Here is a 12,800-nt window from a genome sequence, read left to right on the forward strand (position 1 = left end):
CGCGCGTCAGCCGCGCGTGACGCCGCTGGTGTCGAGCAGGAAGCCGACCCGGCCGTCGTCGTGGCGCACGACGAAGACATCGCCGCGCTCCTCGAGGACGAGCGCCCACGCGGTGGGCCCGATGCGGAACAGCGGGGCGCCGTTGTCGTCGACCACGTCGCGCTCCACCGGCGCAAGCGCCCAGAACGGCTGGTTGTTGGTGACGGGCAGCGACGCGGGGCCGCCGTTCGCGGCGTCGGACGCGGCGTCCTGCTGCGCACCGCCATCCGTCGACTGCTCCGGCGCCGGCTGCGCGTTCTCCGCCTCGGGCGAGTGACCCCCGTTGTCGCGCAGAATCGTCTCGGCGTCGACGGGATCGACCTGCTCGCCCTGCTCGGGGGCGGCCTGCGCCGCACCGGAGCGGCGGTACGACGGAGCCTCGTCCTCGGACGGCGCGAACCCGAGGCTTGCCTCGATGTCCGATCCGGCGTGGCCGCGCGCCGAGCGCGCGGGGTCGGCGTCGGCGGGCGCCGCCGTCACCTCGTCCACCTCGGCGCCGGACGGCGCGGAGGCGTAGGGATTGGCACCGGCCGGCGCGGCCGGAGCGGGCTGTCCGTAGGGCTGAGGCGCCTGCGGCTGCTCGTAGCCCTGCGGCGCCGGGGCGCCCTGCTGCGGCGGGTACGGCGCGTGGGGCTGCTGGCCGTACTGCTGGGGCGCGCCATACGGCTGGCCGTACTGCTGCTGGCCGTAGGGCTGCGGGGCGTGCTGCTCCTGGCCGGGCTGGCCGTATGCCGGCTGGCCGTAGGGCTGCTGGCCGTACGGCTGCTGGCCCTGCTCCTGGCCGGGCTGGCCGTAGGGCTGCTGACCCTGCGCCGGGTATTGACCGTACGGCTGCTGCTGCCCGTAGGGGTAGGCGCCGGGCTGCTGCTGGCCATAGGGGTAGCCGCCCTGCTGCGCGCCGGGGGCGCCGTACCCGGGCCAAGCGCCCTGCTGGTTCTGCTCGACCTTCGGGGCGCGCGGCTTCTGCACGACGCGGCGGGCGGGGCGTGCCACGCGGGCCGCGGGCACCTCCTCGCGGTGGTCGAAGTCGGCGCGGAACGGCGGCACGAGCGGCGCCAGCACGGTGAAGAACACGCCGACGAGGGCGAGGATCGCCGAGACCCACGCGGCCCAGCTGGGCGACAGCACGGCCTCGCCCGGTCCGAAGAACGACATCAGCTCACCGAGCTGGGCGCCCAGGACGCTGAGGAACAGCACCGTGTGCCACGCCACGATCGCGTACGAGACGAACGCCACCGAGGCGAACTGGTCGACCGACAGCGATCCGACGCGCAGCTTCGCACGCGGGGCGAGCCGCCGCACCACGAGCAGAGCGGTGGCGGCGAGCAGCGCGAGGAGCGCGGCGATCTGCACGAGCCCCTGGCTCCACATCGGGGCGTAATCGCCGTCGATCACGCTGAAGAAGGACAGGATCAGCAGGACGATGCCCGTCCCGATCACGATCCACTCGCGCAGCGTGAACTTCCACAGGCCGGGCACGCCGCCTGCGGCGACCTCACTGTTCTCGGACACGGGTCTCCCTCTGATCGTTCAGCGTTCCGTCTTCGATCCTAGCCGCCAGCCGGCGGGCGTCCACGGGGAGTCCTACCCGAGGCACTGCGGGCCGAGCAGCGACTTCAGGTCGCCGAACAGGTCGGCGGTGATCTGCACGGGCAGCGGGACCTCGAAGACCTTGGCCGAGCTGCCGCGGTGCATCTTCAGGCGCACCTCCGTGTCGCCGGCGTGCCGGCGCAAGACCTCCGACAGCTCGAGCACGAGCCGCTCGGTGGCGCGCTGCTCGGGCAGCAGCAGCGTGAGCGGCCCCGAGGCGTCGTGACCGCCGACATCCGGGGTGAAGGCCGACTGCGCGTGCAGGTTGAGGCCGTCGTCGCGCCGCGACACGCGCCCGCGCACCACGAGGATGGAGTCCTGCTGCAGGATCGGCTGGAACTCGGTGTAGGTCTTCCCCATGAACATCACGGTCACCTCACCCTCGAAGTCCTCGACGGTGATCATGCCGTACGGGTTGCCGCTGGATTTCGCCACGCGGTGCTGCGCGCTGGTCACCAGGCCGGCCACGGTCACCTGATCGCCGTCCTGCAGGTCCTCCGATGCCAGGAGGTCGTGGATCGTGATGCTGCGGTGCTTCGCGAGCGGCACCTCCAGCCCGGCGAGCGGGTGATCCGAGACGTACAGCCCCAGCATCTCGCGCTCGAACGCGAGCTTGTCCTTCTTCGTGAACTCCGGCCGCTCCGGCACCTTCTGCGCGGTCTCCGGCTCGTCCCACAGGCTGTCGAAGTCGAATCCGATGGCACCCTGCGCCTCGTTCCGCTTGCGGTCGACGGCCGCCTCGACGGCCTGCTCGTGGATCTCGAGCAGCGCGCGGCGCGTGGATCCCATCGAGTCGAAGGCGCCGGCCTTGATGAGCGACTCCACCGTGCGCTTGTTCGCGACGTGGGCGGGGACGCGGCTCAGGAAGTCGTGGAAGCTCGCGTACGGGCCGTCCTTGCGCGCGTCGACGATGCCGTCCACGACGTTCGATCCGACGTTGCGCACGGCGCCGAGGCCGAAGCGGATGTCGTCGCCCACGGCCGAGAAGAAGCCGATCGACTCCGAGACGTCGGGCTGAAGCACCCTGATGCCCATGCGACGGCACTCGTTGAGGTACATCGCGAGCTTGTCGCGCGAGTCGCCGACGCTCGTGAGCACGGCCGCCATGTACTCGGCCGGGTAGTGCGCCTTGAGGTATGCCGTCCAGTACGACACCACGCCGTATGCCGCGGAGTGCGCCTTGTTGAACGCGTAGTCCGAGAACGGCAGCAGGATGTCCCACAGCGCCTTGATGGCGGCCTCGGAGTAGCCGCGCTCCTTCATGCCGCCCGAGAAGCCCTCGTACTGCTTGTCGAGCTCGGACTTCTTCTTCTTGCCCATCGCCCGGCGCAGGATGTCGGCCTGTCCCAGGCTGAAGCCCGCCACCTTCTGCGCGATGGCCATCACCTGCTCCTGATAGATGATCAGGCCGTAGGTCGTATCGAGGATGTCGCGCAGCGGCTCCTCGAGCTCCGGATGGATCGGCGTGATCTCCTGCAGGCCGTTCTTGCGCAGCGCGTAGTTCGTGTGCGAGTTGGCGCCCATCGGGCCCGGCCGGTACAGCGCGATGACGGCCGAGATGTCCTCGAAGTTGTCGGGCTTCATGAGGCGCAGCAGCGAGCGCATCGGCCCGCCGTCGAGCTGGAACACGCCCAGCGTGTCGCCGCGCGCAAGCAGCGCGTACGCCTCGCGGTCGTCGAGCGGCAGGTGCTCGAGGTCGACCTCTTCGCCGCGGTTGGTGCGGATGTTGTCAAGCGCGTCGGAGAGGATCGTGAGGTTGCGCAGCCCCAGGAAGTCCATCTTGATGAGGCCGAGCGCCTCGCAGGCCGGGTAGTCGAACTGCGTGACGATCTGCCCGTCCTGCTCCCGCTTCATGATCGGGATGATGTCGATGAGCGGCTCGCTGGACATGATCACGCCGGCGGCGTGCACGCCCCACTGCCGTTTCAGCCCCTCGAGCCCGACGGCCCGGTCGTAGACCGTCTTCGCCTCCGGGTCGCTCTCGATGAGCGCGCGGAACTCGCTGGCCTCCTTGTAGCGAGGGTGCTCCGGGTTGAACATGCCGTCGAGCGGCATGTCCTTCCCCATCACGGCGGGCGGCATCGCCTTGGTCAGCCGCTCCCCCATGCTGAACGGGAAGCCGAGCACGCGCCCGGCGTCTTTGAGCGCCTGCTTGGACTTGATGGTGCCGTACGTGACGATCTGGGCGACCCGCTCGTCGCCGTACTTCTCGGTGACGTAGTCGATCACCTCGCCGCGGCGGCGGTCGTCGAAGTCGACGTCGAAGTCGGGCATCGAGACGCGGTCCGGGTTGAGGAAGCGCTCGAAGATCAGACCGTGCTCGAGGGGGTCGAGGTCGGTGATGCGCATGGCGTAAGCCACCATCGATCCCGCTCCCGAGCCGCGGCCGGGGCCCACGCGGATGCCGTGGTCCTTCGCCCAGTTGATGAAGTCGGCCACGACGAGGAAGTAGCCGGGGAAGCCCATCTGCAGGATGATCCCGACCTCGTAGTCCGCCTGCTTGCGCACCTTGTCGGGGATGCCGCCCGGGTAGCGGTAGTGAAGGCCCTTCTCGACCTCCTTGATGAGCCAGCTCTCCTCGGTCTCACCCTCGGGCACCGGGAACTTCGGCATGTAGTTCGCGTTCGTGTCGAACTCGACGTTGCACCGCTCGGCGATGAGCAGTGTGCTGTCGCACGCCTCGGGGTGGTCGCGGAACAGCTGGCGCATCTCGGCGGCCGTCTTGACGTAGTAGCCGTCGCCGTCGAACTTGAAGCGGTTCGGGTCGTCCAGCGTCGAACCCGACTGCACGCACAGCAGGGCCGCGTGCGCGTCGGCCTCGTGCTGATGGGTGTAGTGCGAGTCGTTGGTCGCGACCAGCGGGATGCCGAGGTCCTTCGCGAGCCGCAGCAGGTCGGTCATGACGCGGCGTTCGATGTCGAGGCCGTGATCCATGATCTCGGCGAAGTAGTTCTCCTTGCCGAAGATGTCCTGGAACTCCGCGGCCGCCTGCCGCGCCGCCTCGTACTGGCCCAGGCGGAGCTTGGTCTGGACCTCACCAGACGGACAGCCGGTCGTGGCGATGAGGCCCTTGCCATAGGTCTGCAGCAGCTCGCGGTCCATGCGCGGCTTGAAGTAGTAGCCCTCGATGCTCGACAGCGAGCTCAACCGGAAGAGGTTGTGCATGCCGGCGGTGTTCTCGGCCCACATCGTCATGTGCGTGTAGGCGCCGCCGCCCGACACGTCGTCGCTCTTCTGGTCCGGGCTGCCCCACGCCACGCGCGTCTTGTCGGTGCGGTGCGTCCCGGGCGTGACGTACGCCTCGAGGCCGATGATCGGCTTCACGCCCGCCGCCTGCGCGGCCTTGTAGAACTCGAACGCGGCGAACGTGTTGCCGTGGTCGGTGACGGCGATCGCCGGCATCCCGTAGTCGGCGGCGGCCTGGGTCATCGCCCCGAGCTTCGCCGCCCCGTCCAGCATCGAGTACTCGCTGTGGACGTGCAGGTGAACGAAGGAGTCGGAGGCCATGGATCGAGTCTAGGTTCGGCCCCCGACATGCGGCGCCCGCCCCGCCCGGCCCCTCGAACCCGCCGGCTCACCCGGGTGCGGCCTCGCCGCTGAGGGCATCGACGCGCCGCACGCCCTCGTCGCACGCGGCCGCCGCGGCGGCGATGCCGTCGTCGTTCGACGAGCGGGCCGCGGTGTCGTCGCCGCCCCCCGCCGCGCCCATGTCGCTGCGCAGATTGGCGTGCGCGCAGGCGGCCGCCGCCCGGATCGCCGCCCCCGCCGCCGCGACATCCGCGTGCAGTGTCGGGCCGGTGCCCCCGCCCGCGTCCTCGAGCACGGCGATCGCGTCGAGCGCGAGCCTCGCAAGGGCCGCGGACGAACGTGCCCCGGCGACGGCGGCCTCGCCCTGCCGTGCGTCATCATCCGATCGCAGAGCGGCTCCGAACCGCGCCGACGCGACCGAGTCGGCGTCGGCGCGCCGCAGCGCCGAGTCCGTCAGCTCGCGCGCGCGTCGCTCCGCGTCATCCGCGCCGGTGTACGCCGCGACCATCGCCGTCAGCGCCGCGCCCATCGCGAGCATCACCCCACCCGCGGCGCCGCCGCCGGGGTCGCCGCGGCGCTCGGCGAGCCCCTCGATCCACTCCGCGATGGTCATGTCGCGGATCGCCCGCCCCTCGCCGCCCACGACGTCTCGTTCGTTCCCCGTCATCCCGCCATCCTCGCCGCGCGCCGGCGCCGTCGCGAGGGGCTTGCGAACGGGCCCTCGGGTGCGCGAGCGGATTCAGGTGCGCAGGTCGAGCCGCATGACGACGCGCGGAAAGCCGCCCGACACCGCGGAGGTGTCGGCCACCTTGACGAAACCCGCGCGTTCGAACATGTCGCGGAATCCCACGAAGGCCATCGTCTGGTCCACGCGCTGTCCGCGGTTGTCGACGGGATAGCCCTCGAGCGCCGGCGCGCCACCGTCGCGCGCGAAGTCCACGGCGCCGCGTACCAGGTGGTCGAGGATTCCCTTCTTGCGGTGCCCCGGCCGCACGCGAAAGCACCACGCGCTCCACACCGGCAGGTCGTCCACACGAGGGATCGTGCGGCTTCGTGCGAACTGCGTGTCGGCGCGCGGGGCGACGCCGGCCCACCCGACCGGCTCGTCGCCGTCCCACGCGAGCACCCCGGGGGGCAGGTCCGACTCGCACAGGGCGCGCACGAACTCGCCCCGGGCGGTGCCCTGCAGCTGGCGGTTCAGCGCCGCCGGCACCCGGTGGCTCAGGCACCAGCACACGTTCGCATCCGGGCGCCGGGGACCGACGAGCGCGCGGACGCCCTCGAAGTCGGTCGCGGGACGCGTCGTGATCACCATGCCGCCATCATGACGCGTGCCCGCGACATTCGGAACGGGCGCAGGCGGTCGGGACGCGGGGCTACTCGCCCCGCAGGATGTCGAGCGCGTGCTGCAGGTCGGCCGGGTACGGCGAGGCGAACTCCACCCGCTCCCCCGTGGCCGGGTGGTCGAAGGCCAGGCGGTGCGCGTGCAGCCACTGGCGCGTCAGTCCGAGCCGAGCGGACATCGTGGGGTCGGCTCCGTACAGAGGGTCGCCGACGCACGGGTGCCGGTGCGCCGCCATGTGCACGCGGATCTGGTGCGTGCGTCCGGTCTCGAGGTGGATCTCGAGCAGGGACGCGCCGGGGAACGCCTCGATGGTCTCGTAGTGCGTGACGGAGTCCTTCCCGTCGGGCGTCACGGCGAACTTCCACGAGTGGCTCGGGTGACGGCCGATGGGCGCGTCGATGGTGCCGACGAGCGGATCGGGGTGGCCCTGCACGACCGCGTGGTAGACCTTGTCGACGGTCCGCTCCTTGAACGCGCGCTTGAGCAGCGTGTACGCCCGCTCGGTCTTGGCGACGACCATGAGCCCGCTCGTGCCCACGTCGAGGCGGTGCACGATGCCCTGCCGCTCGGCGGCGCCGCTCGTGGCCACCTGCACGCCCGCGCCCAGAAGGGCACCGAGCACCGTCGGTCCCTCCCAGCCCAGCGACGGATGGGCCGCCACGCCCACCGGCTTGTCGACCACGACGATGTCGTCGTCCTGGTGGATGATCCCGAGCTCGGGCACCTCGACCGCGACCACGCGCGGTTCCTCCTTCGGGCGCCACTCCACGTCCAGCCAGGAGCCCGCGGTGACGCGATCCGACTTCGCGACGGGAACGCCGTCCAGCTGGACGCCGCCGGTCTCGACGACCTCGGCGGCGAACGTGCGCGAGAAGCCGAGCATCTTGGCGAGGGCGGCGTCGACGCGCGTGCCGTCGAGCCCGTCGGGCACGGGAAGCCGGCGAGACTCCATCAGGCCCGATCCCCCGCCGGGTCCGTCGTCACGGAATCCGACGCGTCGGGCGTGGACGGGCGCGGGGCCGCGTCGGTGGCGCCGTCGGATCCCGTGGCCGGTGCGACGTCGTCGGATGCGGCGTCCGGCTCCGCGGCGGCGGGCGTGTCGTCGCCGTCGGTCGCGCCGGCACCGCGCGTGCCGTCGAAGTCGAGCCCCAGGACGAGGAGCAGTGCGACGGCCGCCATGCCCCCGACGATGAAGATGTCGGCGACGTTGTAGATCGCCGGGTTGGGTGCCCAGAACCACATCCACGGCGTCAGGATGAAGTCGACGACGTGCCCCACGGCGAAGCCCGGGTCGCGGAAGAGGCGGTCGGTGAGGTTGCCCAGCACCCCGCCCAGAAGCAGCCCGAGCACGACGGCCCACAGGCGCGAGCGCACCCGGGTGGCGGCGAGGTAGACGATGATGGCCGCGACGACCGCCATGGCGATCGTGAAGATCCAGGTCACGCCCTCGCCCAGCGAGAACGCGGCGCCCGGATTGAAGACGAGGACGAACTGCAGCGCCTCACCGACCACGGGCACGGGAAGGCCCGGTTCGAGGGACTGCAGGACGAGGTGCTTCGAGAACTGGTCGGCGGCCAGCACCGTCACCGCGAGGATCGCGATGAGGGTGCCGGCCGCCGCCGTGCGAAGAGGGGTCCGGCCGCTCAACAGGCCGGGCTCAGAGGCCGATCGCCGAGACCGGCGTCGACGACGAGGACGTGCTCGAGGTCTCGAGGTCCTTCAGCTTGGTCTCGAAGAACGAGCGCATCTCGGCGCGGTAGTCGCGCTCGAAGCCGCGCAGCTCGGTGATGCGGTTCTCGAGCGTCTTGCGCTCGTTCTCGAGGCGCGTGCGGATCTCCTGCTGCTTGCGCTCGGCCTCGGCGATGATCTCGCCGGCCTGCGTGCGAGCGTCGGAGACGAGCTTCTCGGCCTCCGCCTTGCCCTCCGCAACGTGCTCGTCGTGCAGGCGCTGCGCGCGCTCGATGATGCTCACGGCGCTCGTCGCGGCGTTGGCCTGCGGCGCCTCGGCCGGCTGCGGGGCCTCCGCGGGCTTGGGGGCTTCCGCGGCGGGGGCCGTCGCGCGCGAAGACTCGAGCTCGGCGACGCGCGCCTTCAGCCGCTCGTTCTCCTCGAGGGCCTTGCGCCACTCGACGACGATCTCGTCCAGGAAGTCGTCGACCTCATCCGGGTCGAACCCCTCCTTGAACCGGACGTGCTGGAACTGCTTGGTGACGACGTCATCCGGGGTGAGTGCCATGGGGAGGGACCTCTTTCGATCAGAGACAGTCGGAGGGCCGCAGGGTCTGGCCCGCGGCTTCAGTCTCGAGCAAGCATAACCGGCCGACGCCGACAGCCGAACCCCGGATCGCAATCCGGAGCGGGTTCAGGCGCTCGCCAGAACGCTCGTCACCGACAGCAGGATGATGCACAGGAACATCGTGATCGCGAACGCGAAATCGATCGCGATGCCACCGACGCGCAGCGGCGGGATGAAGCGGCGCAGGAACCGGATCGGGGGGTCCGTGATGGTGTACACGGCCTCCGCGATGACGAGCATCGCGCCCTTGGGCCGCCATTCGCGATTGAACAGCGGGATGTAGTCGAGGATCAGCCGACCGAACAGCACGAGCATGTACAGCAGGACGAGCAGATTCAGCAGCGTGAAGACGAGCGCGATCACGACACGAGCCTATCTCGGCGGCGCCCTAATCCCGGGCGCGCCGCCGCGAAGGTGACGGCGCTCAGAGCGCGTCGTCGCCGGTGATGGCGGCGTCGCCCGAGACCGCGATGTTCTCGGGGCTGAGCAGGAACACCTTGCTCGTCACGCGCTCGATGCGGCCGTACAGTCCTAGCGAGAGACCGCTCGCGAAATCGATGAGGCGGCGCGCGTCGGCATCGCTCATCTGCGAGAGGTTCATGATCACCGGCACGCCGTCGCGGAAGTGCTCCGCGATCGTCTGCGCGTCGCGGTACTGCTTGGGGTGGACGGTGACGATCTCGGTGACGGCCGTGGCGGCCGGCTGACGCACCACGGCGGGACGGCGGATCGGCGTCACGGGGGCGGGCACCTCCTCATCGCGCGCATGGCGCTCCTCGCGCGCGGCACGCACGGGGGTCTGCGGCTCGGCGGCCTCGTCGTACTCCTCCTCGTCCGCCAGGCCGAGGTAGACCATCGTCTTCTTGAGCGGGTTCGCCATCGCGTCCTCCGTAAGCTGCTCGTTGTCTTTGAGGCTAAGCCCGGTCGGGCCGTGTCCCCGTGATTGCCGTCCCGATGCGCAGGTGTGTCGCGCCGGCCGCGATCGCCTCCGCGAAATCCGCCGTCATGCCCGCCGACATCCATGTCGCGTCCGGCGCCAGCCGGCGCACCCGCTCGGCGTACCCGGCGAGACGCTCGAAGGCCGCCGCCGGGGACTCGTCGAGCGGCGCGACGGCCATGACGCCACGCAGACGGAGGCTCGGCAGGCCGAGGATGTGCTCAGCCAGCGGCTCGATGCCGGCCGGGGCGACGCCGCCCCGGCCCGCATCGTCCGTGAGGTTGATCTGCATCAGCACATCCAGCACGGGCGCACCGTCGCCGGCGGCCTCCAACGCGTCCGCGAGCCTCTCACGGTCGACGGAGTGGACCGCCGCGGCCGCGCGGCGGATCGCCCTGGCCTTCTTCGTCTGGGCCTGGCCGACGAAGTGCCACCGGAGCTCCGCGAGATCCGCGCACTCCTCGGACTTCGCCGTCAGCTCCTGCTGCCGGTTCTCCCCCACGTCGCGCACGCCCAGCGCATGCAGCTCGCGCACCAGCGCCGCCGGGTGGAACTTCGTGACGACGACGCGCGTGAGCTCTTCCGGATCCCGCCCGACCGCCCTCGCGGCGGCGGCGATGCGCTCGTCGACGTCGGAGAGCCGGGCGGCGAGATCCGTCACGATCACTTCAGGAAGTCGGGGATGTCGAGGTCCTCGTCGAACGCCGAGTCGAAGCCGCTCGCGTCGGGCACGACCGGCGCGGCGGCGACCGAGACGCGCTCGCGCTCGTCCTTGGGCGCGGCCGGCGATTCGACCGGCTCCGAGGCCGCCGCCGCGGCGGCGGGAACGGCCGGGGCGGCGGGGCGCGACGCGAGCGACGGCACATCCAGACGCGCCTGCGGCTCGCCCCCGTCGAAGCCGGCCGCGATGACGGTCACGCGCACCTCGTCGCCGAGGGTGTCGTCGATGACCGTGCCGAAGATGATGTTGGCCTCGGGGTGCGCGGCCTCCTTCACCAGCTGCGCGGCGTCGTTGATCTCGAAGATACCGAGGTTCGATCCGCCCTGGATCGACAGCAGCACGCCGTGGGCGCCCTCGATCGATGCCTCGAGGAGCGGCGACTCGACCGCCAGCTCGGCGGCCTTGATCGCGCGGTCCGCGCCGCGCGCCGAGCCGATGCCCATGAGGGCGGAACCCGCGCCCTGCATGACGCTCTTGACGTCGGCGAAGTCGAGGTTGATGAGACCCGGCGTCGTGATGAGGTCGGTGATGCCCTGCACACCGGCCAGGAGCACCTGGTCGGCGGTGGCGAAGGCCTCGACCATCGAGATGCCGCGGTCGCTGATCTCGAGGAGGCGGTCGTTCGGCACGACGATGAGCGTGTCGACCTCCTCCTTCAGCGTCGCGACGCCGAGCTCGGCCTGCTGCTGGCGACGGCGCCCCTCGAACGAGAACGGCTTCGTGACGACGCCGATCGTGAGCGCGCCGATCGACTTGGCGATGCGGGCGACCACGGGCGCGCCGCCCGTGCCGGTGCCGCCGCCCTCGCCGGCCGTGACGAACACCATGTCGGCGCCCGCCAGCGCCTGCTCGATCTCCTCGGCGTGGTCCTCGGCCGCGCGGCGACCCACCTCCGGGTCGGCGCCCGCGCCGAGACCGCGGGTCAGCTCGCGCCCGACGTCGAGCTTGACGTCGGCGTCGCTCATGAGAAGCGCCTGCGCGTCGGTGTTGACGGCGATGAACTCGACCCCGCGCAGGCCCAGTTCGATCATGCGGTTGACGGCGTTGACGCCACCGCCGCCGACGCCGACGACCTTGATCACGGCGAGGTAGTTCTGGTTCTGGCTCATGCCGGCCTCCGATTGTGCGAACCCTGGGTCACATCCCGGTCTCAACCTTCACGTTCAACCTGAACGTTAAAGTATTGCCCGGTATGTATTTCCTCTTCCGAAGGTAAGCGGGGCCGCCGGAGCGCCATCGGATTGGGAGCGGGCGTGTCGCGCTTCCGCCTCGGAATCCGCAAGCGCGACTCAGCGGACGACGACGGCCTCGGGCGAGGAGACGTCGTACACCGCGACGCCGTCGGGCGGCCGAGCCACCATCGTCTGCTGCAGCGTGAGCGCCTTCATCGCCGACTTCTCGTCCGTGCCCCACACCACCTCCGTGCCGGTGGCCCCGAGCGTCAGCCGCACGTCCTGGGGCGTGCTCGCCGTGGCGGCCGAGACCTGCGCGTGCAGGTCCTCGGGCAGCGAGCGCAGCACCTGCCCGACCGCGGCGAAGGACGGCGAGCCCGGCCCGGCGTCGACGGAGATGAGCGGCTGCCCCGGCGGCTGCTCGGCCGTCGTGGACAGGGCGACGCCCGCGGCATCGACCAGGGTGAACCCGGCCTCGGTCTGGATCACGCCGACCGGAGTGCGCTCCACGATCCGGATGACGAGGTCGTGCGGCGGACGCGCCTCGATCGCGTAGGTCTCGATGAGCGGGAATCCCAGCAGCGCCGCCCTCACCTCGCTGTGGTCCACGAGGGGCAGCGGCCGGCCCATCTGCGGCGCCAGCGCCGTCTCGACCGCAGCCTCGTCGAGCGTCTCGGCGCCGACGACGATCACGTCGCGCACCGCGAAGAGGGGGCTGTAGGCCGCCCCCACGCTGCCCCCGACGAGCAGCAGGAGGGCCGCGCCCGCGCCGATCGCGTACCAGCGGCGGCGCCGGGTGCGCGCCGTGAAGCGGCGGATCTCGGCCCGCAACGCGCGGCGTCTCGCGCGCGAGGCACGCCACAGCTCGCGCCAGCCGATCGGCCGCTCGGCCGGGTCGCCATCGACGCGATCGCCGCCGAACGGCTCGGACAGGTCGGGCCCGTCGTGCTCCGCACCGCCGGAGCCGCGCTCGTCGGCTTCCGGCGCGACACGATCGCGTCCCGACCGACGAGCGAACGGGCGCCGCGGCGGCAGCTCGACGAGATCGCCGATCGGCGCCGTGTCCGCGGCGTCCGCTGACGGATCGTCCTCGAGGGCGAGGATCCGCTCGCGTTCGCGCGGCTCCGGCGCGGTCGGCCGCGCCGCGGGGAGGGGGCCGGGCCGCTTCATGC

12 protein-coding genes are annotated in these 12,800 nt (G+C 71.3%); all 12 read right to left on the reverse strand.

Going from position 1 to position 12,800, the window contains the following annotated elements:
- Positions 1-6: 6 nt before the first annotated feature.
- On the reverse strand, positions 7-1,551 hold the full coding sequence (locus N8N77_RS13150) for a hypothetical protein (RefSeq protein ID WP_261167327.1): 1,545 nt from the start codon (positions 1,549-1,551) through the stop codon (positions 7-9).
- Between the two features lie 72 nt (positions 1,552-1,623).
- Complete coding sequence (gene dnaE, locus N8N77_RS13155) at positions 1,624-5,136, reverse strand: DNA polymerase III subunit alpha (protein ID WP_261167328.1); 3,513 nt, start codon at positions 5,134-5,136, stop codon at positions 1,624-1,626.
- Between the two features lie 67 nt (positions 5,137-5,203).
- Positions 5,204-5,824 carry a cyclodeaminase/cyclohydrolase family protein gene (locus tag N8N77_RS13160; RefSeq protein WP_261167329.1) on the reverse strand — a complete coding sequence of 207 codons (621 nt, stop codon included), beginning with the start codon at positions 5,822-5,824 and terminating at the stop codon, positions 5,204-5,206.
- 72 nt (positions 5,825-5,896) lie between these two features.
- Positions 5,897-6,472, reverse strand: coding sequence for a GNAT family N-acetyltransferase (locus N8N77_RS13165; protein WP_261167330.1), 576 nt, complete (start codon positions 6,470-6,472; stop codon positions 5,897-5,899).
- A gap of 61 nt (positions 6,473-6,533) precedes the next feature.
- Positions 6,534-7,454, reverse strand: coding sequence for an RluA family pseudouridine synthase (locus N8N77_RS13170; RefSeq protein WP_261167331.1), 921 nt, complete (start codon positions 7,452-7,454; stop codon positions 6,534-6,536).
- Positions 7,454-8,149, reverse strand: coding sequence for a signal peptidase II (gene lspA / locus N8N77_RS13175; RefSeq protein ID WP_261167332.1), 696 nt, complete (start codon positions 8,147-8,149; stop codon positions 7,454-7,456). Before lspA ends, N8N77_RS13170 begins: the two co-directional genes overlap by 1 nt.
- Positions 8,150-8,159: 10 nt before the next feature.
- On the reverse strand, positions 8,160-8,738 hold the full coding sequence (locus N8N77_RS13180; protein WP_261167333.1) for a DivIVA domain-containing protein: 579 nt from the start codon (positions 8,736-8,738) through the stop codon (positions 8,160-8,162).
- Positions 8,739-8,864: 126 nt separating this feature from the next.
- Complete coding sequence (locus N8N77_RS13185; RefSeq protein ID WP_396652845.1) at positions 8,865-9,113, reverse strand: YggT family protein; 249 nt, start codon at positions 9,111-9,113, stop codon at positions 8,865-8,867.
- A 109-nt stretch (positions 9,114-9,222) separates the two neighbouring features.
- Positions 9,223-9,678, reverse strand: coding sequence for a cell division protein SepF (locus N8N77_RS13190; protein ID WP_261167335.1), 456 nt, complete (start codon positions 9,676-9,678; stop codon positions 9,223-9,225).
- A gap of 34 nt (positions 9,679-9,712) precedes the next feature.
- Complete coding sequence (locus N8N77_RS13195) at positions 9,713-10,396, reverse strand: YggS family pyridoxal phosphate-dependent enzyme (RefSeq protein ID WP_261167355.1); 684 nt, start codon at positions 10,394-10,396, stop codon at positions 9,713-9,715.
- Between the two features lie 2 nt (positions 10,397-10,398).
- Complete coding sequence (ftsZ, locus tag N8N77_RS13200) at positions 10,399-11,565, reverse strand: cell division protein FtsZ (protein WP_261167336.1); 1,167 nt, start codon at positions 11,563-11,565, stop codon at positions 10,399-10,401.
- Between the two features lie 180 nt (positions 11,566-11,745).
- Positions 11,746-12,798, reverse strand: a complete 1,053-nt coding sequence (locus tag N8N77_RS13205) for an FtsQ-type POTRA domain-containing protein (RefSeq protein WP_261167337.1) — start codon at positions 12,796-12,798, stop codon at positions 11,746-11,748.
- Positions 12,799-12,800: the final 2 nt, after the last annotated feature.

Origin of the sequence: Microbacterium sp. Marseille-Q6965, from assembly GCF_946151065.1 — a bacterium.
Classification (GTDB): domain Bacteria; phylum Actinomycetota; class Actinomycetes; order Actinomycetales; family Microbacteriaceae; genus Microbacterium.